Raw genomic sequence first — 25,936 nt, forward strand, 5'->3', positions numbered from 1 at the left:
TGAACATATAACTATTTCAAAATTGACTTAGAAATTTCAAGTCTACTACCTGTAAAAGTAGATTTTACAAATCTGTACAACTATAAGTACAAAGAATATAATGGATACACTTTTGTTAATAGCCTTACTGCTGAGCGAAAATTTTTCTTTTATATACAAAGCAAATCTGGCAAATAAATATAAGGCTAAAAATGCTCCAATAGCAGCTCCTACGGCAAATACCTCTAATTCCAATGTTCCTGTCCCTATCCAACCATTAGAAATCAAATAAGTACCTCCAATCATCCAATATGGGATTTGCATAGGATTAAATATCCCCAGTAATATTCCTAACTTTACGCTATCACGTTTTCTATAATTGGTATTTTCCTTTAATTCTCCTTGCTTTGCATTCTTCCATGAACTGATACCTAAAATCAAAAACACAACAATCAGAATCCAATCCAGCCATTTCATTAAATCCTGCTTAGAAGAAAACCACTCCGCAAAATGCATTAATAAATAGGTAAACCAGGCTTCAAAAATGGCAAATGTGGTAACAAAAACTAAAGCTTGCTTCATTCCCCTATTGGCAGACAACTGAACTGCCGTTAAGTTAATATTCCCAAAAGGTAAATAACCAAAAAAGTTAACTACGATTGCAACTATTAGATTTTGAAAAAGCATGGCTGCAAATATACTCTCCTTTACCCAATTATCAAGAAAAATAACCAGTTCCAAAAAGCTTTAATTTTTGATCTTACTATTAAGAATATATTGCCAAATTTGCAGCAATGCAACAATCAAGAAAAGCTATCCTATTAGGCCTGTTAGCTGCTGTTTTTTTCAGCGCCACTTATATTTTCAATAAAAGCATGGCTAATTCAGGTGGCGATTTTCTCTGGTCTGCCAGCTTACGATATCTTATTACACTACCTATTATCCTGTTCATTGTATTTATCAATAAAGGGCTAAAAAAACTGATTGTTACTTTAATGAATGATCCGATGCCCTGGTTAATTTGGGGAACCGTAGGTTTTGGTTTTTTTTATTTGTTTCTGACTGCCGCAGCCAGTATAAGCCCTGCATGGTTAGTTGCGGGTACATTTCAGCTCACTATCCTTTCAGGATTATTGATATCTCCTTTTATTTATAAAGATCATCGAAAAATTATCCCCAAAAAAGCATTACAGGCAACTTCCATTATTCTATTTGGAGTTATACTTTCTCAAATTGGAGAAATAAAAAATGATTCTCCCTGGAGAATATTATTGGGAGGAATATTGATTTTTATATCGGCTACTCTTTTCCCTCTAGGTAACCGGATGATTATGCTGTACCAGGAAAAACAAACCATAAAACTGGATGCTTTCCAACGTGTTGCCGGAATGACTTTAGGATCTATACCTTTGTGGATAATAGTTTCTTTGCTTGCCTATTACAGAAGTGGCTTCCCTCCCGAGAGTCAAATTATACAATCCGGAATAATTGCCATCTGTTCAACAGTTATTGCAACCGCTATATTTTTTAAAGCGACAGCTATGGCCGGTAATAATCCTGAAATACTGGGTGCAGTTGAGGCAACCCAATCTATAGAAATTATTGTCACATTAATTGCTGAGGTTATATTTCTGAATGGAAATTCCCCTTCTATCATAGGATATCTGGGAATTTTACTTATCTCTTTTGGAATGCTTTTTTATTCAAAAATATCTATAGACAAAAAAAGTTAATATGCTGTTTCGGTCTTTTTTCCATTTACATCAATAAAAAAGATTTTCTTACCCGATTTAACAATAGCTTCTCCTGCCTGAAAAGCATAAGCTTCATCAAATTTACAAGGGATAACTATTTTCCCCTGTTCATTAACATAGCCATATTTTTTATTCTTTAATACATAAGAAAGCCCTTCGGAAAATGCCGACACATCATCAAACACATATCCGGTTAAAAATTTTTGATGCTCAACATCATACAAAGCATATTTTTTGTCTTTAGTGAGCCAGGTACACTTTTCTGATGCAGCAAACACATGAGTATATTCTATAGGTACAACTTCTTTTGCATCTTTGTTAATCATACCAAACATACCATTCACAGAAACCACAGCTAAACCATGTTCAAATGCATAAGTATCATCATACTTTGGCTCCCTAATAGTATTACCCTCAATATCTTTAATTCCCCAAAGTCCATCTTTTTCTTCCCAAATTAATCCTTTAGAGAGTTCAAAGTCTTCCTTTTCTGTAACCGACAGAGAGTCTTCTACTGTCATATAATCCTCCATTCTATAACCTTCAGGCACTTTAAACAAGCTATCCGAGAGTTCTTTTTCTTCAATAAGTGTAGCGATAATACCTATATCTGTTCCAAATTGCTTTGTCGATATTTGTAAGGCTGTTCCCGGTATCTTCTCCAGATAATCATAAGTTCCCCAAAATAATTTAGGTTTCCCTTTAGCATACCAAACATCTAAAGTATCTTTATCATTCTGATTATCAAACACCAAAACTACCCTGTAACATTTCACCCCTGCTATCATTTTGGATTCGTCTTTAAAAATTGTTTCGTCGTAGGTTGGAGCTGTATTTACAATACTATCGCCCACAACATCCATATTTACATTAGGGCTTGTAATGGGCGACCGTTGTGCTAGCTGCTGGTCTGCAAAAAGTAAATAAGACACGCTATCTTTTAAATTGCTGATTTGTACATGCGATATCAATCCTTTCTGTTCTATCCGCAGGTTGTTATCATTTACATAAGCTTTAATAATAGGTTCTTTATCTCCACCCAATAAAGTTTTACCCAATTTCAGAAACTCACCCATAACATCGTCAGACTCTCCGGTACTTCCTGTATAAATATCATAGTGGATTTCCCAAACCTTTACTTTATGGTTTTCTTGTTGTGCTTTTACGTAGCTGAAGGGGATAGTCAGCAATATCAAAACCGGTAAAATTATTCGTCCCGCCTTCTTCATGTTTTTCATTTTTTGGCAAAAGTATAATTTACACTTTTAATGAGGCACTATTACACCATATATTTACTCACTCTATCAACTTATTTACAATTAAGCAATATGACGCCCTAATATATTTACACCTAAAAACAGACCTAGCTTCTTTCTAATTTTAACAATAGAATATATGAGTAATAAAATCTTTTAAATAGGCATAGGTTTTACCTAGAGGGCTTAAATCAAAAAAGCCAGAATAAATTCTGGCTTTTTCAATATTGTATATTACTATAACTACAACGCAGCTCTTAAAAACAATGCGCCCACAGTTACATTCGTTCTGCTATCTATAATAATAGCTCCGCCATTACGCTTATTCAATTCGTATGAATCAAAAGCCAATTCATCTGCAGTTTTAATTTCTACTCTTCCTATATCATTCAATCCAAAGAAATCTGCATTTACCTTCTCCAAAGTATTGATGTTTACTTTATACAGGATTTCCTGAATTTTACATCTTGTTACCTTGCTGTTATGTTGAATAAAATAAGTTGCTGATAAATCTAACTCTCGGGTATCCATCCAGCAAATATCTGCTTCTATCTGATTACTCAACAAAGGCAATCTTTCTACTTCAGAAATAATGTCTCCACGAGAAATATCAATATCATCCGACAAATGTATTGTGACAGATTTCCCCTCTTCGGCTACTTCTAAATCTCCATCATAAGTCTCTATTCTTTCTATCTTAGAACGCATTCCGTTTGGAAGCACTTTAATGCTATCTCCTACTTTAAAAGATCCGCTAGCTACTCTGCCGGCATACCCTCTATAATCAGGCAATTCTGCAGTTTGTGGTCTAACAATCCATTGTACCGGAAATCTGGCTGGTAATTTAAATTCTTCCTGTCTAACTGGAACAGTCTCCAAATAATCCAGTAAAGAAAGTCCATCATACCAAGCCATATTCAGGGATTTATCGACTATATTATCTCCTTTTAATGCGCTTACCGGCAAATAGTGAACGTGTTTAACATTTACTTTAGAAATTAAAGCTTCGTAGCTCGATTTGATATTTTGGAAAGCCTCTTCACTATAATCAACCATATCCATTTTGTTTACACAAACAACAATATGCTCTAATCCCAATAAAGAGACTAAATAAGTGTGTCTTATGGTTTGTTCTATCACTCCTTTTCTGGCATCAACCAAAATAATAGCCAAATCCGCATTTGATGCTCCGGTAACCATATTTCTGGTGTATTGAATATGTCCCGGTGTATCTGCTATAATAAATTTCCTCTTTTCGGTCTGAAAATATTTATAGGCAACATCTATAGTAATTCCCTGTTCGCGTTCTGCTTTTAAGCCATCTGTTAAGATCGCTAGGTCTACTGTTCCATCGTCATTTTTTCTGCTCGATTTTTGGATAGCTTCTAACTGATCTTGTAATACAGAACCTGTATCATATAACAATCTGCCTATAAGCGTACTTTTTCCATCGTCAACGCTACCTGCTGTTATAAACTTTAATATATCCATTAGAAATATCCTCCTTTTTTACGATCTTCCATTGCTGCTTCCGAAACTTTGTCGTCCATACGAGCACCTCTTTCAGATATTTTTGATTTCGCAATCTCTTCAATAATATCGTCAATATCTGTTTTATCAGATTCAACTGCTGCTGTACAAGTCATATCGCCTACCGTTCTAAATCTGACATTTTTACGTACTACCACATCTTCTTCATCCATATTCATATATTCCGATGCTGCCATCCACTGTCCGTTTCTCAGAATACAATCTCTTTCATGCGCAAAGTACACAGAAGGTAAGTCTATATTTTCTCTTTTAATATAATTCCAAACATCCAGCTCTGTCCAGTTACTGATAGGGAATACACGCACATTTTCTCCTTTATGGATTTTACCGTTGTAAATATTCCATAACTCTGGTCTTTGGCGTTTAGAATCCCACTGCCCAAATTCGTCTCTCACAGAAAAAATACGCTCTTTAGCTCTGGCTTTTTCTTCATCTCTTCTTGCTCCACCAATACAAGCATCGTATCCACCGGCAGCAATGGTATCTAATAAAGTAACGGTTTGTAATGCATTTCTACTTGCATTTTTACCTGTTTGCTCTATTACTTTTCCCTGGTCAATTGAATCTTGTACATATCCTACAACCAATTTTTCGCCTAAACGAGCAACCAGTTTATCTCTAAACTCTATGGTCTCCGGAAAATTATGTCCCGTATCTATATGCACTAAAGGAAAGGGGAATTTCCCCGGACGGAAAGCTTTCTCTGCTAAACGAACCAATGTTATTGAATCTTTTCCTCCTGAAAATAGAAGCGCAGGTTTTTCGAACTGACCGGCTACTTCTCTTAAAATAGCTATTGCCTCTGCTTCTAACTGATCTAAATAATCCATATCTTACTTAGTATTGGAATTTCTAATGTTAAACACTAAAATTCCCTGTTTAATTTTCTTTATTCTTTGATTGCCTGATGGTAAAAACTACTGTATACTACTTACTGTGCAATCCGCATTCTTTTTTACTTTGGTCTTCCCACCACCATCTTCCTGCTCTAAAATCTTCGCCTTCTGCCACCGCTCTTGTACAAGGCGCACAGCCTATACTTGGAAATCCTTTATCATGTAAAGGGTTGTATGGTATATGCTCTGTTTTTACGTAGTTTTTTACTTCGTCCAATGTCCAGTTAAATATAGGATGAACTTTTACGAGCTGATGACCTTCGTCCCACTCTACCCAATCCATATCATGTCTGTTTGTTGATTGTTCTGACCTTATTCCGGTAATCCAGATTGCTTTATCTTTTAAAGCTCTGTTAAGAGGCTCTACTTTTCTGATGCCACAACAGCCTTTTCGGTTTTCTACACTTTCGTAAAAGCTGTTAGGTCCTTTTTCTGTTACAAAGTCCTGTAGCAGTTTAGCGTCTGGATAATAAGTATGAATAGGTTTGTTATAGGTTTCCAAAGTCCTGTTCCATACATAATACGTTTCAGTAAATAATCGTCCTGTATCTAATGTAAATACATCTATAGGTAGATTATTTTTAAAAATAAGATGAGAAATCACCTGATCTTCCCATCCAAAACTTGTAGAAAAAACAATATTGCCTGCATACTTCTTTGCTAACACACTTAATGCTTCTTCTGCAGACAAACCTTCTATTAATTCTTTTACTTCTCTAGCTCTTTCCATTTCAGACCGCAAAATTACGATTATCTTATTGCTTTTTATAGGCTAAATATCTTCGTTATAAAACCTATAATATTTTTAGAACTTGCTATTATTACAATAATCCCCACAGCAACCATTATAGACTTCGCAGAAATCTTATTAGACACCTTTGCTGCTATAGGCGAAGCAATAGCACTTCCTAACACTAAACCCGAAACCACATACCAATGAAGATTATCCAGCATGGTTATAAACGTTAGTGAACTCATTAACGCTATAAAAAAACGACTTAGCTTAACCGTTCCTAAAGAATATCGGGCATTTCTTCCTCCGGCTATTAATGATGATAATACAATGGTTCCCCATCCACCTCCACCAACGGCATCTATAAAACCACCCGCAAATCCCAGTGGCTTTATCTTAGTTATTTTTTTCTCCTTTACCTTCGTTTTTGACTTGGCTCTTTTATTTGCCAAAAAAGCTTTACGTAAAATCAAAATGCCTAAACAAAAAGTATAGATAGAGATAACGGGTTTGGTATAATGACTGTAATGCTCTAACGACGACAAAATGTAAGCACCGGCTACTGCTCCAATCACTCCAGATACCACTAAAAGTTTAAACAGCTTTTTATTAACATTTCCCATCTTAAAGTGCATCCAACCCGCAATACCATTGCTCAATATCTCTGAAATATGTACTCCTGTACTGGCTGATGCCGGTGGAATCCCCATAGATAATGAAAATGTAGTAGTGGTTACACCATAAGACATCCCAATGGCTCCATCTATCATGGCGAAAACAAATCCTGCTGCTAAAAACTTATAAAACTCTGGATTTATCCCTTCTATAAACGACTGAAAGTGTGGGTCCTGATTAAATAGCGTTACAAATAACACGCCACAAAAGGCTACAACAATTAACCAGATAATCCATCCTAATTTCTTAGGTGATATTTTTGGTTCTTCTACTTTTGCAACTAAACCTGCGGTGACCTCATTTAAGCGCTTTACCTTTTCAGAAAAACCTCCCGGAATAATCTCCCTCAACTTATTGATACTTTCTAAAGTGTCATCTATTTCTTGCGGAATATTCTCATTTAATACTTCTTTAATCCTTTTTGCTATTGTAGGAGACTTCCCATTGGTAGAAATAGCTATTTTCAGATTTCCTTTTTTAACAATGGAACCCAAGTAAAAATCACAAAGTTCCGGAGTATCAGCCACATTCACTAAAATTCCTTTTTCCTTACATAACGCTACTATTTGCTGATGCAATTCGTAATCATCTGTAGCCAGTATAACCAGTTCTTTGGTTATAAGGTCTTCCTCATGAAAACTACGTTGATGAATGGATATTTGTGGATGATGAGCTTTTAATGTCCAAATTTGATCGAGTACCCTATCTGCTACTACCGTTACATGTGCATCGGGACTGTTATGCAGCATGGCTTCCAGTTTTTCTAATCCCACATTTCCAGCGCCCACCAAAAGCGTCTTGAAATTTTGTAGCTTTAGAAAAACAGGAAACAACTGATTCTCCTCTTTGTCTTTTAAAACATCATTTATCCCGGGTTGACTCATCTATATTTATGTTTAGGATCCCAACACGGGTTGGTTCCTATAATTTTTTACTTTTTCTAAAAAGTCTCTGGCTTGTGCTAAATAGGCTTCTGCAAATTGTTCAGAAGGTTCATGCTTATTAATCTGCAAAACCATTTCTTCAAAACCATTTACATCAAATTCAGCTGCAAAACCTTCATCAAAAGACTTAATAACCCCTATCTGAGTACTTTGACTAATGCCTTTATCTAATAGTACAGCTTTTGCCCCACTTATTAAGGTATTATATCCATGATAAATAGCATCTGCCCATAGTTTTTGATCATAAGCTTCTAAAGCCCATCCGTATTTTTCTTCGGTCTCAAAAATCAGGGTTGCTACCAGATCTATAACCACACCCGCACATTCTCCAACACCTATCGCACGTACAAATTCTTCATTTTGTCCCCAATCTACATAATCATCATCTGTTACCGTATCCTGATCTGCGATGGGCTTTAACAGCTGGTAAAAATAATCTTTTCCCAGCGTATCATAGTAATCTAAAAAGCTTTTATAGCTATCAGCCTTTAAGCTGTAATCATCTAGAACTGCCCTTAAAACATGTGGCGCTCTTTTAGATGGAACTTTAATAACCTTATCTGCTGCTCTTCCTTCCCCATCACCAACAGCTCCACCGCCCAACAATACCTGAACTGTAGGCATAATCCTTCCGTTAACTTTCATAGAACTACCGTGGAAACCAATATGGGCCACCCCATGCTGTCCACAACTGTTCATACAACCGCTAATCTTTATTTTTATCTCCTTATTGTAAACAAAATCTGCATATTCTTCATAAACCACAGATTCCAATACTCGTGATAACTCCATCGAATTGGAGATTCCCAGATTACAAGTATCTGTACCTGGACAAGTGGTAACATCTGCGACACTGTTATATCCCGGTTCTGACAGCCCAAGTTCATCTAAAACCAGAAACAACTCTGGTAAAGCTTCTTTTCTTACATATTTCAGCAATAAGCCCTGATTAATGGTTACCCTCATTTCATCAGCAATCAGGTGTTGTACCCCTGCCACAAACTTTCTTGCGGTAGAAGTAGACATATCTCCCGTTTTTACCTTTACGTAAACTCCGTAAAAACCTGCTTGTTTTTGCTCAAACGTATTGGTAGCAGCCCAAATCTCATACGCCAATTGTTTATTTGTCGGTATTTCTGCTGTGCTTTTTACAGGCGCCGGAATATTCGGCGTATCTATTACTGTTCTGTCTATTTTATAAGTTTTCACTTTTGTAGACAAACGCTCCTCTTCTACCAATCTCAAAAATTCCTCAAAACCAACTTTATTTAATAAGAACTTCAATCTGGCTTTATTTCTGTTGGTACGCTCACCATATCTATCGAATACCCGTAAAACTGCTTCAGAAAAAGGAATAATCAGATCTTCATGCATAAAGTCCGTTACCTGTTGTCCTATGTAAGGCTGGGCTCCTAAACTTCCTCCTAATAAAACTTTGAACCCTCTTATTTCCTCTCCGTTTTCATACTTAACTTTTGGAATAAACCCAATATCATTGATAAAAGAGAGTGCTGTATCTTCTTCACTTGCCGAAAAACCAAACTTAAACTTACGTCCAAGTTCCATACTCACGGGGTTTCCCAAAAAATATTTAAAAAATCCCTGAGCATAAGGCGCTACATCAAATGGTTCTGCCGGATCTATACCTGCTGTACATGATGCTGTTACATTTCTAACAGTATTACCACATGCTTCACGTATAGTTACATCATCTTCAGCCAGTTTAGCCCATAATTCAGGAGTTCTATCTAAGCTTACATAATGAATTTGAATATCTTGTCGTGTTGTAAAGTGCAGATTTTTAGATGCATATTCATCAGACACATCTGCTATTTTAAGTATTTGCTTAAAAGTGATCTTTCCAAATGGAATTTTAATACGGACCATTTGTACGCCGGGTTGGCGCTGACCGTAAATACCCCTAGCTAACCGTAAACTCCTAAACTTTTCGTCATGAATTTTACCTTCACGAAAAGCGCGTATCTTACGCTCAAGATCAATAATTTCCTTCGCTACTAAAGGACTTTCTAATTCACTTCTAAAACTTAACATAATTTTTTTATAAAAAACCTCACCGATATAATTATATAGATGAGGTTAAAATCAACACGTTTTGAATAGAAATAAGTGTTTCGGTCAACAACAGACCTATCTACATTAATTATTCCGATACAAATATATACAATGTATACCGATTTAGTAGACTTTATTTTTAATTTTTTTTACTTCAGAAAATCTGATCCTTTTTCTTTAGCAATCAAATCCGCAATTGTAGTCTCTGAAAGGATTTTCAAAGTGGCATCTCTCACATCTCTAAACGTATCTCTTATCCCACAGGTCTCCTCATCTTTACATTCTTCGCATCTTTGATAAAAATTAAGACTAACACAAGGCAATTGAGCTATAGGCCCACCGGTTATTCGCATAACTTGCACCAAATTTATCTCCTGCGGATTCTTTAATAAAGAATAACCGCCCCCTGCTCCCTTTTTACTATACAAAAAACCTGCATTTCTAAGCTCCAGTAAAATCTGCTCCAGAAATTTCTTAGGAATGTTCTCAGTTTCTGCAATATAAGAGATATTCACCGGCTCTTTTTCGTAATGTTCTCCCAATGCAATAAGTGCTCTAATTCCGTATTTTGTCTTCTTAGAAAGCATGTAAGTATATCTGTAATGTAGTTGCTTATCTTTAACGTATTATTTCAAATTTATACAATTTCTACAGAATAGGTAATTTCTACTCCCCCTGCAACCAACATATCATGTACCGAACAATATTTCTTAACAGCCAGTTCTGCTGCTTTATTTACTTTTACCGGATCCAAATCTCCTTTCAAGATAAAATTGATATGGATAGAAGTAAATATGGATGGAATTTCGTCTCTTCTTTGTCCATCTACCTCAATTTTCACATCCTCTATAACTTGTCTTTGTTTTTTCAATATAGCAATCAAGTCTAATGAGCTACAAGAACCTAAAGCCATTAATACCAACTCCATAGGTCTAACTCCTAAACCTTGTCCACCAATTTCCGGAGAACCGTCTATAGAAACTTTTACATCTGTTGCGTTACCTTTAGCTTCAAAGTGTACCGCATCATTCAAACGATTTAATTCTACCTTCATGTCTTAATTTTTTTTGATTACTTTGATTTTTCTATCGCATTTTTAACATCTGCCAACAAATCATCAATATGCTCTAAACCTACGGATAAACGAATTGTTCCCGGATAAATACCTATCCGTTGACGCTCTGCCTCTGTTAACTTAGAATGTGTAGTAGATGCAGGATGCGTGGCTATGCTTCTTGAATCTCCTAAATTCGAAGATATCAAAATCATTTGTAAAGCATCCAAAAATCTTTTAGCCCGTTCTAATCCGCCTTTAACAACAAACGTAACAATACCACCTCCCTGTTTCATTTGTTTTTTCGCCAATTGATATTGGGGATGCGATGGCAAATGCGGATACCTTACTTCTTCTATTTCCAGGTTAGATTCAAGAAACTCTGCTATTTGCAATGCGTTCTGACAATGTCTATCCATTCTAACCGGTAATGTCTCCAGACTTTTAGAAAGGATCCAGGCATTAAATGCAGACATTGCCGGACCTGTGTGCCTGATAAAGAACATCATTTCTTTCATCAGATCTGCCCGTCCAACCACTACTCCACCCAATACTCTACCCTGCCCATCCATGTACTTTGTTGCCGAATGGCTGACAATATCTACACCGTAAGATATTGGTTTTTGTAAATACGGAGTGGAAAAACAGTTATCTACATTGATGATAATGTTAGGGTATTTTTTCTTTAAGCTGCAAATCCACTCTAAATCTACAAGCTCCAGCCCCGGATTAGAAGGAGTTTCAAAGAAAATCATCTTTGTATTTTCCTGTATCAGGCTTTCAATTTCTTCCGGTCTGTCAATATCCACATAACTTGAAGTTATTCCCCACCTGGGCAATAAAGTAGTTAATAACTGGTGCGTTGAGCCAAAAACTGACCTAAAGGCCACAATATGGTCTCCACTTTTAAGCAACCCTGCAAATGATGCAAATACGGCAGCCATACCCGATGAAAAAGCCAAACCTGCTTCTGCACCTTCCAGTTCGCAAATTTTCGAAATAAACTCAGTGGTATTGGGATTCGAATATCTTGAATACACGTTTCCCGATATCTCTTCTGCAAAAATAGCTCTACCTTGCTCTGCATCATCAAAAATAAAGCTCGATGTCAGGTAAAGCGGAACAGAGTGTTCCCTGTGCGAAGATCTGTCTGCCTGAGTTCTTATTAATCTGGACTCTTCTTTCATATATAATGGTTCATTTAGTATTTGAAATTCATTAGTCAATAGTTTATTAGTTTTTATTATTAATGATGAACCATTTCAACCAATATATTTATAAACTATTTACTTTATCTTTTAGATACTCTGCAGTATACGAATCTTTTTGTTTTGCCAAATCTTCCGGTGTTCCTTCAAAGACCAGTTTTCCTCCATTTTCTCCTCCCTCCGGACCTATATCTATCACCCAATCAGCACATTTCACAACATCTATGTTATGCTCTATAACAATGATTGAATTCCCCTGTTCTATTAATGCTTCAAAGGACTTCAATAATTTTTTGATATCATGAAAGTGCAACCCTGTGGTGGGTTCGTCAAAAATGAATAAATTTTTCTGACTATTATTACCTTTTATAAGAAAAGATGCCAATTTTATACGTTGCGCCTCTCCTCCAGACAGGGTATTACTGGATTGTCCTAATTTCACATAACCCAAACCTACATCTGATAAAGGCTGTAACTTACTCGCAATTTTTGCTTCTTTTGCAAAAAATGTTAGGGCTTCATCTATGGTAAGTTCCAGTACATCAGACACGTTCTTATCCTGATAAGTTACATCCAGTACATGTTGTTTAAATCGTTTCCCTCCACAAGATTCGCAGGGCAAATAAATATCTGCCATAAACTGCATTTCTATCTTCACTTCCCCTTCTCCCTGACAGGTTTCACAACGACCTCCTTCTACATTAAAAGAAAATGCTGCAGGTTTTAGTCCGGCAGCTTTAGCGGCTGACTGACTTGCGTACAAAGCGCGTATATCATCCCAGGCTTTGACATAAGTCACAGGATTAGATCTTGATGACCTACCTATAGGATTTTGATCAACAAGCTCCACTTGAGTAAGCAAATCAAAAGCGCCCTCTATTCCATCATAAGCTCCTGTTTGTTCTCCTGAATAATTACCCAGAACCTTTTGTAAAGCAGGGTAAAGCACCCTTTTCACCAATGATGTCTTGCCTGAACCAGATACTCCTGTAACTGCAGTGAGCACTCCTAATGGAAATTTAACATCTATATTTTTCAGGTTATTTTCCCTTGCTCCCTTTATGGTAATATAATCTATAGCTTTCCTACGTCTGGCGGGAACAACAATACTCATTTCACCACTCAGATATTTACCTGTTAAACTCTCCTTATCTTTAAGAATCTGCTTAAAGTCGCCTTCAAAAATTAACTCTCCGCCATTACTTCCTGCTGCTGGCCCAATATCTATAATATGATCGGCAGCCCGCATTACTTCTTCCTCATGTTCTACTACTAAAACGGTATTGCCAACGTCACGTAACGACTTAAGTACACCAATAAGTCTGTTAGTATCCCGCGGATGCAATCCAATGCTAGGTTCGTCTAAAACATAAACAGATCCTACTAAAGAGCTTCCTAAAGAAGTTGCCAGATTAATACGCTGAGATTCTCCTCCCGATAATGTATTAGACAAACGGTTTAAAGTCAAATAACCTAAACCTACTTCATTTAGGAAACTAATCCGGTTGGTAATCTCCATTAATAACCGTTTAGCTATTTTCTGCTGTTGCTCATCCAGTTTAAGTGTCCTGAAAAATTCCAGCAACCTGTTTAATGGCATCAATACCAGATCTATAATAGAATGTTCCTGTATCTGAACATAAGAAGCATCTTTCCTTAATCTGGATCCCTTGCAATCCGGGCAATTGGTTTTCCCACGATATCTGGAAAGCATTACCCGATATTGTATTTTATAAGTTTGTTCTTCTAAATATTTAAAGAATTCGTTTAAACCCGCAAAATACTTATTTCCGGTCCACAATAATTCTTTTTGTTTTGCTGTAAGCTCGCTAATTGGACGGTGAATGGGAAAATCAAACTTCGAAGCATTTTTAATCAGCTTATCTCCCCATTCTTTCATTTTCTCACCTCTCCAGGGCACTATCGCACCATCATAAACAGATTTTGACTTATCGGGCATAACCAGATCTTCATCAATACCTATCACTTTTCCATAACCTTCGCAGGTTGGACACGCTCCATAAGGATTATTAAAACTAAAGAAGTTAGGCGTTGGCTCTTCAAATTTAATCCCATCCAGCTCAAATCTATCTGAAAAATGTTTCCTCGTTTCTTCATATTCTACAAAGCAATCTCCCTTGCCTTCAAAAAATGCTGTCTGAACCGAATCTGCAATTCTGCTTAAGGTCTCATCTTCAATATTGGTAACTACACGGTCAATAATAATAAATACCCGTTCAGATCCTTCTTCCAGTGCTACATTTTCTACTTCGCTATCTCCCAGTACATCCTCTACTTTTCTGATACCCCCATCCAGCATTACTCTTACAAAACCTTTCTGAAGTAAAACAGCCAGCTCTTCTTTCAGCGTTCTGTTATTCTGAGGATGTAAAGGACAAATAATAGTTACTGTAGACTCTACTGGTAAAGAATTAATGTAATTTACCACATCGGTTACAGTATCTTTTTTGACAATTTCTCCGGATACAGGCGAAACTGTCTTTCCTATCCGGCTAAACAACAGTTTCAGATAATCGTAAATTTCTGTTGAGGTACCTACCGTAGATCTGGGGTTAGAAGTAATAACCTTTTGCTCTATGGCTATTGCCGGAGCTATCCCTTTAATATAATCTACCTCAGGCTTATTCATTCGCCCCATAAACTGCCTTGCATACGAAGACAGACTTTCTACATATCTCCTTTGCCCCTCGGCATATAAGGTATCGAAAGCGAGCGATGATTTACCGGAACCCGACATTCCGGTAACCACTACTAATTGATTTTTGGGTATAGCTACATCTATATTTTTTAGATTATGAACTTTAGCGCCTTTTATCAGTATGTTTCTTGCTGGATCTTTTTCTTCTATCATTTGTTTGCTTCACAAATTTAAACCTTTTGCAAAGATTTGTATCTTACAAAAGTAAGGCATATAAATTTGTTTTTTTAGAATTGCTGTTTTTTTGACTAACATTTGAATGAATGATTACAACTGACAACAAGCTTAATTTCATTGCCTTGCAACTAACGAGAGAGATTTAATAATAATTAACATTTTAAATTTTGTTTTTTCTGAATTTATTATTTCATTTGGTCAAATCAAGATTAATAAATATAAAGTTTTGCCTATAGGATATACTCTTACTTAAAATTGAACATAAAAACGAAAAAGATTTTTTAAGGAGGAGATATATCATGAGCTTTAATCTAAAAACCGACCAGGAGTTAATACGACTTTATATCAAAGGTAATGAAACTGCTCTTACCGAGTTGGTTAACAGACACAAATCTAAAATATACACTTCTATATATTTATTGGTTAAAGACGAATATTTAGCCGAAGATATATTTCAGGATGCTTTCATTAAAGTGATCAATACTTTAAAGGCAGGAAAGTATAATGAAGAAGGTAAATTCTTACCTTGGGTATTACGTATAGGGCATAACCTGGTTATTGACCATTTTAGAAAACAAAAAAGATCGCCCGTTATTACCAACAGCGAAGGGTTCGATATATTTGATGTACTGGGTATTTATGACGAGAGTACCGAAGAAAAGATGATTAAAGAACAAACTTATAAAGACATCAAATCTTTAATCCACCATTTACCTTCGGACCAGAAAGAAGTACTGATTATGCGACATTTTGGCGAGCTCTCATTTAAAGAAATTGCCGATTTAACCAACGTGAGCATTAATACTGCTTTGGGCAGGATGAGATATGCTTTAAATAATCTAAGAAAAATGATAGCAGAAAAAGAGCTTTCATTAAAAGTTTAGATTTATTTGTAGCTCTTAATAATAATTTTCATCATATCTTCGTTTGTATTCTTAAACAGATCAAACAATCAGATATGATGAAAACTTCTACTATTGATAATTACGAATTACTGAACGGCGACTTTAAATGCGATGAGATGAAAGCCCTGACAGAGTACGAAAAAGAATTTTATGCTGACATTACACCGGCTTTAAATTCACTGGTAAAAAGCCCTTCGGAAGAAGCAATTTCAAGAATTTTAGATTATTCAAAGTCTTTATAAAATAAAGAGGAGAAGCCTTACACTTCTCCTCTTTATTTTATACACTTAAAGTTCTTTGTTTAAAAAACATTTGTGCTCTTAGTGTTCTTTGCGGTTCTTTAACCTATAATATTTATAAATTTTAACAGCACTCATAATTACTACGGCAAAAATAACCAAACCTATTAACCCGTACAACCAATCTATGGCACTTTTCAAAATCACGGTAAAAACTATAGCTACTAAAAAAATAGTTGCCAGTTCATTCCAAAACCGTAACTGAGTACTGGTCATTTTAAATACACCGTTTTTAAGCTGCTTAATAATAGATTGACATCTGAAATGATATAACAATAATCCAAATACAAACGTAAGTTTCACATGCATCCAGCCTACAGAAAGCAATCCCGGATTTAGGTACAGCATGGTAATACCTGCCAATACAGTTAATGCCATAGCCGGTACCGTTATAATATTCCATAGCTTAGATTCCATCATCTGAAACTGCCGCTGTAAAATCAAACGTTCATGTTCAGGTTTTTCATTAGCTTCTGTATGATAAATGAACAAGCGCACAATATAAAATAGTCCGGCCATCCAACTGACCATAAAAATAATATGAATGGCTAAAACATATCTATACATTTCTCAGTTTTTCATCTATTTAAGGCACATTTGCCTGTTTCTATAATCTTTAATAAACTGCAAAAATTTATTATTGCTGTACCAAAAAGTCCCTCTCTTTGGGAGAAGGATTTAGGGTGAGGCCTTTAATATCTAAATTCTTTAATTAACTCTACTGCGTATTTCACATTATCAAAAGGAATATCCGGCATAATACCATGTCCCAGGTTAAATATAAACCCTTTCTCGCCTCTCATACGCTCTATTATCCTCAACACTTTCTCCTTAATAACTTTTTTATCAGCATATAAAACAAATGGGTCCAGATTTCCCTGTATAGCCATTCCCTGAGGTAAACTTTGTTTTACATTTCTGATATCAGCATTCCAATCTATAGAAACCACATCAGGTTTTGCCTCAGCCATTAGAGGTGCAAATACAGAGCTTCCTTTACAGAAAGAAATCACAGGAACTACTCTATTCAATCTTGAGATAATATTTTTGATATAATAATGAGAAAAATCCTTATAATCATCCCAACTTAAAGCCAAAGCCCAGCTATCAAAAATTTGTATAGCATTTACTCCAGCCGCAATCTGCATATTTAGATAATCTACAGTAACATCTGCAATTTTCTCTAATAACTTATGCGCAACCGCTGGTTGGTTGTTCATAAACAATTTAGTTTTCTTAAAATCTTTTGATGAACCTCCCTCTACCAAATAACTCATTACTGTAAACGGAGCACCTGCAAATCCTATTAACGGGATCTGTTTATCGCCCAGTTTTGCTAAACGTTCTTGAATAACTTTGATGGCATCTGCTACATATCGCAGGTTATCCAAACAATTTACTTCCAAAGCATCTACATCCCTGCTATTCTCTATCGGATTAGAAAATTTAGGACCAACACCTTGCTCAAAACTCAACTTTCCGCCCATGGCTTCACCGGTAACCAGGATATCTGAAAATAAAATAGCTGCATCTATCCCCAATAAGTCTACAGGTAACATAGTTACATCTGCGGCTATTTCCGGAGTTTTACACATTTCAAGAAAAGAATACTTATTCTTGATTTCCCAATACTCGGGCATAAATCGTCCTGCCTGACGCATCATCCAAACTGGTGGACGTTCTGTTTCCTCTGATAAAGTGGCTTTGATAAATAATGAATTCTTCATTTAAATTTTCTTTAACTCCTTCTCTATATTTTCAACAATATGTTTTTGCCTTGGCGTTAAAGGCAGATTTTCTGTTTCTGCCAACCAGGCCAATCCTTTTTCTTTATTTCTTGATTTAAGGGAAATATTTGCCAGGTGCAGCAAACAAGCTATAATATCTCCTTTTCGTAACCCTAAAAAAGCAGCCCGGCTAAAATGCTCTTCTGCTTCTTCATAATCCATCTCTTTTAAAGCAATATTACCCAATATAAACTCATAATACGGCAATCTTCTCTTGCTCAGTGAAGATGGATTTTTAATAGAATACAAAAGCTCTTTAGACTTTTGATAATCGCCATTCTTATAACAACGGGCAGCAAGTACTACCGTTCCCTCTTTGTAATACCCCCAAATAACATAGCCTATGAAAAAAGCTGCCAGGAGCGATATTTCATAGACTTGATAATAAAAAGCCAGAATTCCGGCTAATGCTAATAAAAAACAGACTAATCCCCTTGCCTTATTGGTAAACATTAACTAGCGTCTGTAAATTTATAACCCACACCTCTGATTGAATGGAAATAGATTGGATTTTTTTGATCAGGCTCAAAATATTTCCTAAAAGTAAGGATAAAGTTATCTATAGTTCTTGTAGATGGGTAAACATCATAATTCCAAACAGTTTCCAAAATTTGCTCTCTGGAAACAGCCTCATTTTTACGCTCTATCAACAACTTCAATAGCATAGTTTCCTTTTTTGTCAAAGGCGTAATAGTTCCATCTTCGTTTTTAAGCTCAAAAGAATTAAAGTAAATGGTTTTCTCTCCAATCTTGTATGAATTCAGTTCCTTTAATTCTTCACCTTTCATACTTCTTTTAATCAGGTTATTAACCCTCAAAATAAGTTCTTCCAGATTAAAAGGTTTAGTCAGATAGTCGTCTGCTCCCTTTTTCAGTCCGGTAATTCTGTCTTCCGATGTATTTTTTGCCGTTAAAAACATAATAGGAACCTCAGTATTTTCCAATCTGATAGTTTCTGCCACCTGAAAACCATCTATCTCCGGAACCATTACATCCAGAATTACCAGATTAAACTTCTCTTCCTTAAAAACCTTAAGTGCTTTTTTACCGTCTGTAACAGCTCTTACAAAAAAACCTTCCATTTCAAGGTTCAGTTTAATGGCTTCAAGAAGATGCTCTTCATCTTCCATCAATAAAATTCTTTGTTTATTTATCATGGCAATTAGTTTTTAGCCTAAAAGAACCTCAAAAATAGTTCCCTTTGGTTTATTGTCCTTAACTTTTATTTGTGCCTGGTGATAGTCTAACACCTGCTTCACAATAAACAACCCCAAACCAGTGCCTTTAGTTTTGCGAGTTTCCTCGCTTCCTACTCTATAAAATCTATTAAATACTTTTGGTTTCTCTTCATCCGGAATCCCCATACCTAAATCAGCTACCTTAAAGCTCACCTTTCCACTTTCTATTTTTTCTACACTTACGTGAATAGGATCGCAACCAGAAGAATATTTTACCGCATTTTCTATCAGATTAGTAACTACCGCTCCTAAAGAGAACTTATCTCCCGTCACATATATATCTGGTTGTATATGCGTTACCAAAGCATCTTTACTACAAACATGGATTTGCAAACGTCCTACAACTTTCTCTACCAGATCAGAAAAATTAAAACTTTCCTTTGGGAAAGAATAAGAATTGTTCTCTATTTTAGACGCCAACAGCATATTCTCAACCATATCATCCAGCCGCTCTATATCTAATAAAGACTTTCTGATAAAATTACGTTGAGTTTCAACATCTAAATCACGCTTAATAATAGTCTGTAAATACAATTTTATGGATGCCAACGGAGATTTCAATTCATGTGTAACAGACAAAAGAAAATTCTTTTTCTGATCATTCATTTTCTTTTCTCTGTTAAATGCTTTATGTAGTGTATACGCTCCAAAAGCCATCAAAGATAAAAACACAACACCCTCTCCTACAATCATCCATTTTCTTATCGGATTAAAAGCAATCAGTAAAGTTGCCCACCAGAATAGTTGAGCTATAACGTAAAAAACAATGATGTAGAATATAGTAAGCGGTCTCATTTTAAGCTTTTTTAAAAACGATATCTAAGGCCTCAAATATTGATCTTTTAACTTTTTCCAGCTCAGTTTTATTGTGTTCCGAAGAAATAAAACCAACCTCATAGCCCGAAGGACCAAAATAAATTCCTCTGTTCAATAGTTCACGATGCAATACCTTAAACTTTTCCATTCCAGCAGCATCAACATCATCCGCAGACTGTATTTTATCTTTATCTGTAAATGAAATCCAGAAGATAGACCCAATTTGAAATACCTTCAGTTTATAATTTTTTGCACTTGCATAACGTTGAATAGACTCCGCAAACTCAGCTGTTTTAGCGTTCAACTCTTTATAAAAGCCCGATTTCAGTAACTCTGTTAACTGAGCAATACCTGCAGCCATGGCTACCGGATTTCCGGACAAAGTCCCTGCCTGATAAACACCTCCTTCCGGAGAAATATGTGACATGATTTCTCCCGAAGAAGCATAAGCTCCAACAGGCAATCCGCCACCTATAATTTTTCCGTAAGTAATAATATCTGGCTGAATTCCATAATATCCCGAAGCTCCTTCAAAACCTACTCTAAAACCAGAAATAACCTCATCAAAAATAAGAAGGGCACTGTTTGATCTTGTTATTTCTCTTAAAAATTCAAGATATTCCTTATCCTGCAACAACAAACCATTATTGGCCGGAATAGGCTCAATAATAACGGCAGCTATTTCATTTTTAAATTGTTCAAACGCCTTTGTTACAGCATCCCTGTCATTTAAAGGAACCACAATAGTTTCAGCAGCAAAAGATTTAGGAATACCTGCAGATGAAGTTTCACCAAAAGTAACCAATCCAGAGCCTGCCTTTACCAGTAAAGAGTCCGAATGCCCGTGATAACATCCTTCAAATTTAATAATCTTATCGCGCCCGGTAACACCCCTGGCTAAACGCAAAGCAGACATTACCGCTTCTGTTCCAGAACTGGTAAATCTAATCTTTTGGATATATTGATTATTGCTGATAATAAGTTCTGCCAATTCATTCTCTAATGCCGTTGGGGCACCAAAAGACATTCCATTTTGCATCACCTCTACTACTTTTTCTCTTACTTTAGGATGATTATGTCCTAATATCAAAGGCCCCCAGGATGCACAAAAATCCACAAATTTATTTCCGTCAGCATCCCATAGATAACAACCATCTCCTTTTTCGATAAACAACGGAGTTCCATAAACAGACTTAAAAGCCCTTACCGGAGAATTTACCCCTCCAGGAAAATAGCTTTTTGCTTTTTCATACAATGCAGCAGATTTTTCTCTGATAATATCAGGTTTCTCTCCATATTGCGTAGCGTTATCTTCTTCACTTCCCGCCAGAATTTTTTTAATCGAATCAAACATGGTATCTAAATTGAAACTGTTCTAAAATATTTTTATATCCAACCTTTTTGCAATACTTCCTTAGCGTGGTAAGTCAGTATAACATCTGCTCCGGCACGTTTTATCCCCATCAAAACCTCTGTAATAGCCTTTTGTTCATCTAGCCAACCATTCTGGATGGCTGCTTTTACCATGGCATATTCTCCGCTAACATTATAAGCGGCAATAGGTAAGTCAAAATTATCTTTTAAGGTTTTAATAACATCCAGATAAGGTAAAGCTGGTTTCACCATTAAAAAATCCGCACCTTCTTCAACGTCCAATGCCCCCTCTATTAATGCCTCCTTTTGGTTAGCAGGATTCATCTGATACGTTTTTTTATCTCCAAATTTTGGGGCCGATTCCAACGCATCTCTAAATGGCCCGTAAAAAGCGCTGGCATATTTTGCCGTATAGGACATAATAGAAACATGGGTAAAACCTTCTCTATCCAAAGCTTCTCTGATATAACCTACCCTTCCATCCATCATATCAGACGGAGCAATAATATCAGCACCAGCCTCAGCTTGCGCTAAAGACATTCTCGCCAAAATCTCCAACGTTTCATCATTCAATATTTCACCATCTTTCACCAGACCATCATGCCCATCAGAACTGTAAGGGTCCATAGCAACGTCCGTAATAACACAAGCTTCTGGAAAATACTTTTTAACCTCCCTGATTGCTTTTAAATAAAGTCCGTTTTTATTTAAGCTCTCAGAGGCTGTTTTATCTTTAAGCGATTCTTCAATATTTGGAAATAAATCAAAAGCTTTAAGTCCCAGATTCATACAATCTTCAACCTCTTTTAACAGAAGATCTATAGAATATCTATATATACCAGGCATAGAAGAAACCTCTGTTTTCTTACTTTGCCCATCTATAATAAATAAAGGAAAAATTAAATCCGATGCTCTCAGATGGTTTTCCTGTATCATATCCCTAATCACTTGAGATTTTCTATTTCTCCTTGGTCTGCTTAACATATCACTCTAGTTTAAAGATTCTTCTATATCTATCCCAAATACAGCTTCCGCCAAGCCTATTTCATCCGGCGAGGCAGGCAGTATATAGGATGTAACGCCAATATCTTCTAATTTTTTCCCCGTAGAAGCCCCTATAGCAACTATTTTTTGCTCAGGTTCCAATAAATTATTATTAAAATAAGCTTCTACATTAGATGGACTTGTAAATACCAGAACATCAGCAAAGCTCTTATCTACATCATCCAGCAAAATAGTTTCGTAAATAATAAGTTCGCTAATTACAGTATCCGGAGAAAGTCCCTTCATAATGCTTCTCAATGAATCTTTCGCTAACGGAAAAAGCACATTGGTTCCATTAGCCACCGCTGCAAACTCTTCAGCCACATCAGCTGTATCACTACTTTCGCCTACAAAATCCACAGTCTTTCCTAAGCTTCTTAAAGCATCCTCAGATCCACGACCAACTACTCCAAATTTCACATGTTTAGGCAGTATCGGATCCAATTGAAAAAAATAGTCTATACCATTTTTACTACTGAAAAAAATCCAGTCAACATGTTTAAATATATAAGAATCTATTTTATGTATAGTAGCCACGGTTTTAATAAGCGATCGAGCATCTATTTCTATTTCATGTTTACCCAACGCTCTGGAAAAATAACTATGTTCAGTCAGCTCTCTCGAGATGAAAACCTTTTTAGGAAATTTTCTCTTCTCCATATCAAACTTCTCAACAATATACTCCGCTAACCCTTCAGTTTTCTCAGATTCCACATAAAGTCTATCCACAAACTCCTCCGCTGTAGCAGCCTTTCCCGTCCACACCTTAAAAAGACCATCTTCTTTTTTACAGTAACTACCTAAAGGCATATGACATCCACCCTGAAAAAGATTAAGTACTTTCCGCTCTACCCCTATACACTCGGCTACATCTTCATCATTCACAACCTTTTTTAAAATAGCATCCAGTTCTTCATCGTTTTCCCGAATCTGAACAGCCAGTACACCTTGAGCAGGAGCAGGAATCATCTCAGCAAGGGGCTCAATAGTCTCTATATGAAATTCAGACAAATCGAGGTTTAACCTGCTTATTCCCGCTTTAGCCAGAACAATCGCATCATAATTTTCATCTCTCAACTTTTGGATACGGGTAATCACATTTCCTCTTAAATCTTCAAACTCCAGATCAGGTCGTACAGATAGTATCTGAGATTGTCTTCTATTAGAAGAAGTTCCCACCAACCCATTATGCTTTACCGAAAGTTTTTTAGAAGTATCAGTACAGTCTTTTAAAATTAATAAAACCTCTGATGGATCCTCTCTTTCCGAAACAGCAGATATAATTAACCCAGGAGGATTTTCTGTAGGTAAATCTTTATGTGAGTGTACAGCCAGATCAATATCACCAGCCAACAAATGTTCTTCTAATTCTTTAGTAAAAAAACCTTTTCCTTCCAACTTGTCCAGTCTCAGGTTTAGGATGTTGTCTCCTTGGGTTTTGATAACTTTGATTTCGGTTTTATAACCAGCTTCTTCTAGCCGAGCAGCAATGTGGTTTGCCTGCCATAATGCGAGGTCGCTGCCTCTTGTCCCAATTATAAATGTTCTATCCAATGACTTAAAGTGTTTCCAGTAAATTTAATCAATAGGAAGGTTAAAAAAAAGATATTCAAGATTAAGAGTTCTGCACCAATATATCTTTCGCCATTACCATGGGAACACTAATATATTTTTTCTCCATATAGGTCATTACCTTCTCCAGCAAATCACGAGAATTAGGATCCAGAGAACTAATTTCCTCAGCAAAAACCTGATTCAAGGCTCTTTCCCTTATTTCTTTTATTTTTTCAGGAACCTCTCTCATTGCAATTTCCACCCTACGTTGCTTTAATACAGACCTGAACTCTCTGATATTCTGCTCTATAATAGCTTCCCCATTAATTAATTCCTGATAGCGTTCCTTCATGTTTTGATCCGCAATATCCTGCAAAGTCTTAACATCAATATACTCAACATTAAAAGTACGTACTACCTCCTCACTGATATCATTTGGGATTGCTAAATCCACAATAACCTTCTTATCAGTATCCCCATTTAAAAGTGATTCGTAAAGCTCTCGCTCTACAATACTTGTATTAGCACCCGTACAAGTGATAATAACATCAAACCCTTCTTTATAATTAGCTAACTCTTCAAGCTTATAAGCCTTCCCTCCTAAATCTTTAGCAAGAGATTCCGCTTTACTTAAAGTCCTGTTAAAAACAGAAAAATTATGATATTTATGTTTCTTTAGATATTTAGCAAAATTCTGATTAGTTTCTCCCGCCCCTATAATAAGAATACGGCTATTAGGATTAATCTTACAGCTTTTTAATTTCCGGTAAGCTATAGAAACAACAGAAATAGGGTTTCTGCTAATATTAGTATAGGTGTAAATCTCCTTTGCAGTCTTTACTACCCTATCCATAATAACCCTTAAAAAATCTCCGGTATACCCTCTCTTTTTAGAGTCCTCATAAGCTTTTCTAACCTGAGCTAGAATTTCCTTTTCACCAACAACCAAGCTTTCTAAAGAGCTTGACACTCGCATCAAATGGTTCAATGCGTCTTCTTCTTCATAAATATTACAATGCTCCACCATAGAATGCACATGTTGAGGAGGAACTTTATGAGTGTGAAAAGACTGGATAAAATCAGAAACAAATTCCTTTGTTATGCTATCCTTTTCAGAAGTAAATACAAACTCTACACGGTTACAAGTCGAAAGATAAAATATCTCAGGGATATCAAACTTATTTTTTATAAAAGTAAGGACACCATCAATAGCCTCATTACACAAAACCAAACAGCCCAATTTATCCAGTTCAATGTGTTTATGTGTAAATGCTATAACTTTTAAGGTCTTCAATTAGATAATATTTAAATCACTACAAAAGTACTCCAGTAATATCAATCATGTGTCAATCCTTTGTCAATTTGGAAGTATTAAAAACATCCAAAAATCTGCTTTAAAATAAAATTAAAGCAGATTTGTCAGTTATAAAATGACACAAATCATATAATAAAAAAACAATCGCTACAAGGTTTACGCACTTATAATTTTTAATAACATTAAAAATAAGATTTTATATAGTAATATAATACAAACCTTGGACACATATCGTTCATACAAATTCTTTCTATATATTTATAAAAGACAAAAGTCTAGTCTCCTTTATATAACAAAGTAATTTTAGAATTCCGGGTTGAGGAATAGTTTTATTCATTATTAATCCCAGTATCTCCTCTTTGCTCTTATAAAGTCTCCTAAGAGAGCCCTTTATCTTCGTATGATACATTATCAAACCATGCGATCCTTTAATAAGTCGTGGTATTATTCTTTCAAATTTCGGGGGATCGCTGCAATAGCTTTCAAACAAATAAGGGCCGGTAAGCATGAAGCTTCCGGCCCTCTTTAAGGTTCGGCACCGACCTACTCTCCCACGTGTTACCGCAGTACCATCGGCTCTGGCGG

General features: G+C 35.9%; 24 protein-coding genes. 3 read left to right on the forward strand and 21 right to left on the reverse strand.

What is annotated here, in order from left to right; translation table 11 throughout:
* Positions 1 to 45: 45 nt before the first annotated feature.
* Positions 46 to 720, reverse strand: coding sequence for a LysE family transporter (locus ACFSAH_RS09150; protein WP_379662420.1), 675 nt, complete (start codon positions 718 to 720; stop codon positions 46 to 48).
* 53 nt (positions 721 to 773) lie between these two features.
* On the opposite strand from ACFSAH_RS09150, the gene ACFSAH_RS09155 reads away from it, so the two are divergent.
* Positions 774 to 1,712: a DMT family transporter gene (locus ACFSAH_RS09155; RefSeq protein ID WP_379662421.1), complete on the forward strand. Its 939-nt coding sequence runs from the start codon at positions 774 to 776 to the stop codon at positions 1,710 to 1,712.
* On the opposite strand, the gene ACFSAH_RS09160 is transcribed toward ACFSAH_RS09155, so the two are convergent.
* From ACFSAH_RS09160 to uvrA, 10 genes are all read right to left on the reverse strand, one after another.
* The gene (locus tag ACFSAH_RS09160; RefSeq protein WP_379662422.1) at positions 1,709 to 2,971 is read right to left on the reverse strand and encodes a WG repeat-containing protein; all 1,263 of its coding nucleotides are present in this window, start codon (positions 2,969 to 2,971) and stop codon (positions 1,709 to 1,711) included. The genes ACFSAH_RS09155 and ACFSAH_RS09160 overlap by 4 nt on opposite strands.
* 261 nt (positions 2,972 to 3,232) lie before the next feature.
* Positions 3,233 to 4,480, reverse strand: a complete 1,248-nt coding sequence (locus ACFSAH_RS09165) for a sulfate adenylyltransferase subunit 1 (protein ID WP_379662423.1) — start codon at positions 4,478 to 4,480, stop codon at positions 3,233 to 3,235.
* Positions 4,480 to 5,370, reverse strand: coding sequence for a sulfate adenylyltransferase subunit CysD (gene cysD / locus ACFSAH_RS09170; protein WP_379662424.1), 891 nt, complete (start codon positions 5,368 to 5,370; stop codon positions 4,480 to 4,482). Before cysD ends, ACFSAH_RS09165 begins: the two co-directional genes overlap by 1 nt.
* Before the next feature lie 97 nt (positions 5,371 to 5,467).
* The gene (locus tag ACFSAH_RS09175; RefSeq protein ID WP_379662425.1) at positions 5,468 to 6,166 is read right to left on the reverse strand and encodes a phosphoadenylyl-sulfate reductase; all 699 of its coding nucleotides are present in this window, start codon (positions 6,164 to 6,166) and stop codon (positions 5,468 to 5,470) included.
* Positions 6,167 to 6,201: 35 nt separating this feature from the next.
* Complete coding sequence (locus ACFSAH_RS09180; RefSeq protein WP_379662426.1) at positions 6,202 to 7,728, reverse strand: TSUP family transporter; 1,527 nt, start codon at positions 7,726 to 7,728, stop codon at positions 6,202 to 6,204.
* 12 nt (positions 7,729 to 7,740) lie between these two features.
* The gene (locus tag ACFSAH_RS09185) at positions 7,741 to 9,840 is read right to left on the reverse strand and encodes a nitrite reductase (RefSeq protein WP_379662427.1); all 2,100 of its coding nucleotides are present in this window, start codon (positions 9,838 to 9,840) and stop codon (positions 7,741 to 7,743) included.
* Positions 9,841 to 10,010: 170 nt separating this feature from the next.
* Positions 10,011 to 10,448 carry an RrF2 family transcriptional regulator gene (locus ACFSAH_RS09190; protein ID WP_379662428.1) on the reverse strand — a complete coding sequence of 146 codons (438 nt, stop codon included), beginning with the start codon at positions 10,446 to 10,448 and terminating at the stop codon, positions 10,011 to 10,013.
* Between the two features lie 50 nt (positions 10,449 to 10,498).
* Entirely contained in the window at positions 10,499 to 10,915 is a 417-nt protein-coding gene (locus tag ACFSAH_RS09195) for an OsmC family protein (protein ID WP_379662429.1), read from the reverse strand.
* 17 nt (positions 10,916 to 10,932) lie between these two features.
* Positions 10,933 to 12,102 (reverse strand): trans-sulfuration enzyme family protein, encoded by a 1,170-nt coding sequence (locus ACFSAH_RS09200; RefSeq protein WP_379662430.1) that lies wholly within the window; start codon positions 12,100 to 12,102, stop codon positions 10,933 to 10,935.
* A gap of 88 nt (positions 12,103 to 12,190) precedes the next feature.
* Entirely contained in the window at positions 12,191 to 14,995 is a 2,805-nt protein-coding gene (gene uvrA / locus ACFSAH_RS09205; protein WP_379662431.1) for an excinuclease ABC subunit UvrA, read from the reverse strand.
* 323 nt (positions 14,996 to 15,318) lie between these two features.
* On the opposite strand from uvrA, the gene ACFSAH_RS09210 reads away from it, so the two are divergent.
* Positions 15,319 to 15,903: an RNA polymerase sigma factor gene (locus ACFSAH_RS09210; protein ID WP_379662432.1), complete on the forward strand. Its 585-nt coding sequence runs from the start codon at positions 15,319 to 15,321 to the stop codon at positions 15,901 to 15,903.
* Positions 15,904 to 15,977: 74 nt separating this feature from the next.
* Complete coding sequence (locus ACFSAH_RS09215; protein ID WP_379662433.1) at positions 15,978 to 16,166, forward strand: hypothetical protein; 189 nt, start codon at positions 15,978 to 15,980, stop codon at positions 16,164 to 16,166.
* A gap of 78 nt (positions 16,167 to 16,244) precedes the next feature.
* On the opposite strand, the gene ACFSAH_RS09220 is transcribed toward ACFSAH_RS09215, so the two are convergent.
* The 10 genes from ACFSAH_RS09220 to ACFSAH_RS09265 all read right to left on the reverse strand — a co-directional run.
* A complete protein-coding gene (locus tag ACFSAH_RS09220; protein WP_379662434.1) occupies positions 16,245 to 16,790 on the reverse strand; it encodes a CopD family protein in 546 nt (181 codons plus the stop codon).
* Positions 16,791 to 16,915: 125 nt separating this feature from the next.
* Entirely contained in the window at positions 16,916 to 17,950 is a 1,035-nt protein-coding gene (hemE, locus tag ACFSAH_RS09225) for a uroporphyrinogen decarboxylase (RefSeq protein WP_379662435.1), read from the reverse strand.
* Positions 17,951 to 18,463: a tetratricopeptide repeat protein gene (locus tag ACFSAH_RS09230; protein ID WP_379662436.1), complete on the reverse strand. Its 513-nt coding sequence runs from the start codon at positions 18,461 to 18,463 to the stop codon at positions 17,951 to 17,953. It abuts the gene before it with no gap.
* Complete coding sequence (locus ACFSAH_RS09235; protein ID WP_379662437.1) at positions 18,463 to 19,167, reverse strand: response regulator transcription factor; 705 nt, start codon at positions 19,165 to 19,167, stop codon at positions 18,463 to 18,465. Before ACFSAH_RS09235 ends, ACFSAH_RS09230 begins: the two co-directional genes overlap by 1 nt.
* A 12-nt stretch (positions 19,168 to 19,179) precedes the next feature.
* Positions 19,180 to 20,043 carry a sensor histidine kinase gene (locus ACFSAH_RS09240; protein WP_379662438.1) on the reverse strand — a complete coding sequence of 288 codons (864 nt, stop codon included), beginning with the start codon at positions 20,041 to 20,043 and terminating at the stop codon, positions 19,180 to 19,182.
* 1 nt (position 20,044) lies between these two features.
* Positions 20,045 to 21,418 carry a glutamate-1-semialdehyde 2,1-aminomutase gene (hemL, locus tag ACFSAH_RS09245; protein WP_379662439.1) on the reverse strand — a complete coding sequence of 458 codons (1,374 nt, stop codon included), beginning with the start codon at positions 21,416 to 21,418 and terminating at the stop codon, positions 20,045 to 20,047.
* Between the two features lie 32 nt (positions 21,419 to 21,450).
* Positions 21,451 to 22,422: a porphobilinogen synthase gene (gene hemB / locus ACFSAH_RS09250; RefSeq protein ID WP_379662440.1), complete on the reverse strand. Its 972-nt coding sequence runs from the start codon at positions 22,420 to 22,422 to the stop codon at positions 21,451 to 21,453.
* Between the two features lie 6 nt (positions 22,423 to 22,428).
* The gene (gene hemC, locus ACFSAH_RS09255; RefSeq protein WP_379662441.1) at positions 22,429 to 24,036 is read right to left on the reverse strand and encodes a hydroxymethylbilane synthase; all 1,608 of its coding nucleotides are present in this window, start codon (positions 24,034 to 24,036) and stop codon (positions 22,429 to 22,431) included.
* A 61-nt stretch (positions 24,037 to 24,097) separates the two neighbouring features.
* Positions 24,098 to 25,330, reverse strand: a complete 1,233-nt coding sequence (hemA, locus tag ACFSAH_RS09260; protein WP_379662442.1) for a glutamyl-tRNA reductase — start codon at positions 25,328 to 25,330, stop codon at positions 24,098 to 24,100.
* 271 nt (positions 25,331 to 25,601) lie between these two features.
* The coding region (locus ACFSAH_RS09265; protein WP_379662443.1) for a hypothetical protein at positions 25,602 to 25,936 on the reverse strand (335 nt) is incomplete at its 5' end.

The organism is Pseudopedobacter beijingensis (assembly GCF_042678145.1).
Classification (GTDB): domain Bacteria; phylum Bacteroidota; class Bacteroidia; order Sphingobacteriales; family Sphingobacteriaceae; genus Pseudopedobacter; species Pseudopedobacter beijingensis.

Coding starts and splice junctions, on each gene's coding strand:
- ACFSAH_RS09220 (WP_379662434.1), bottom strand. CDS start 16,790: ATGTATAGATATGTTTTAGCCATTCATATTATTTTTATGGTCAGTTGG.
- ACFSAH_RS09215 (WP_379662433.1), top strand. CDS start 15,978: ATGATGAAAACTTCTACTATTGATAATTACGAATTACTGAACGGCGAC.
- hemB (WP_379662440.1), bottom strand. CDS start 22,422: ATGTTAAGCAGACCAAGGAGAAATAGAAAATCTCAAGTGATTAGGGAT.
- ACFSAH_RS09185 (WP_379662427.1), bottom strand. CDS start 9,840: ATGTTAAGTTTTAGAAGTGAATTAGAAAGTCCTTTAGTAGCGAAGGAA.
- ACFSAH_RS09160 (WP_379662422.1), bottom strand. CDS start 2,971: ATGAAAAACATGAAGAAGGCGGGACGAATAATTTTACCGGTTTTGATA.
- ACFSAH_RS09230 (WP_379662436.1), bottom strand. CDS start 18,463: ATGTTTACCAATAAGGCAAGGGGATTAGTCTGTTTTTTATTAGCATTA.
- ACFSAH_RS09155 (WP_379662421.1), top strand. CDS start 774: ATGCAACAATCAAGAAAAGCTATCCTATTAGGCCTGTTAGCTGCTGTT.
- ACFSAH_RS09175 (WP_379662425.1), bottom strand. CDS start 6,166: ATGGAAAGAGCTAGAGAAGTAAAAGAATTAATAGAAGGTTTGTCTGCA.
- ACFSAH_RS09180 (WP_379662426.1), bottom strand. CDS start 7,728: ATGAGTCAACCCGGGATAAATGATGTTTTAAAAGACAAAGAGGAGAAT.
- ACFSAH_RS09195 (WP_379662429.1), bottom strand. CDS start 10,915: ATGAAGGTAGAATTAAATCGTTTGAATGATGCGGTACACTTTGAAGCT.
- hemE (WP_379662435.1), bottom strand. CDS start 17,950: ATGAAGAATTCATTATTTATCAAAGCCACTTTATCAGAGGAAACAGAA.
- uvrA (WP_379662431.1), bottom strand. CDS start 14,995: ATGATAGAAGAAAAAGATCCAGCAAGAAACATACTGATAAAAGGCGCT.
- cysD (WP_379662424.1), bottom strand. CDS start 5,370: ATGGATTATTTAGATCAGTTAGAAGCAGAGGCAATAGCTATTTTAAGA.
- ACFSAH_RS09210 (WP_379662432.1), top strand. CDS start 15,319: ATGAGCTTTAATCTAAAAACCGACCAGGAGTTAATACGACTTTATATC.
- hemL (WP_379662439.1), bottom strand. CDS start 21,418: ATGTTTGATTCGATTAAAAAAATTCTGGCGGGAAGTGAAGAAGATAAC.
- ACFSAH_RS09240 (WP_379662438.1), bottom strand. CDS start 20,043: ATGAGACCGCTTACTATATTCTACATCATTGTTTTTTACGTTATAGCT.
- ACFSAH_RS09235 (WP_379662437.1), bottom strand. CDS start 19,167: ATGATAAATAAACAAAGAATTTTATTGATGGAAGATGAAGAGCATCTT.
- ACFSAH_RS09165 (WP_379662423.1), bottom strand. CDS start 4,480: ATGGATATATTAAAGTTTATAACAGCAGGTAGCGTTGACGATGGAAAA.
- ACFSAH_RS09190 (WP_379662428.1), bottom strand. CDS start 10,448: ATGCTTTCTAAGAAGACAAAATACGGAATTAGAGCACTTATTGCATTG.
- ACFSAH_RS09200 (WP_379662430.1), bottom strand. CDS start 12,102: ATGAAAGAAGAGTCCAGATTAATAAGAACTCAGGCAGACAGATCTTCG.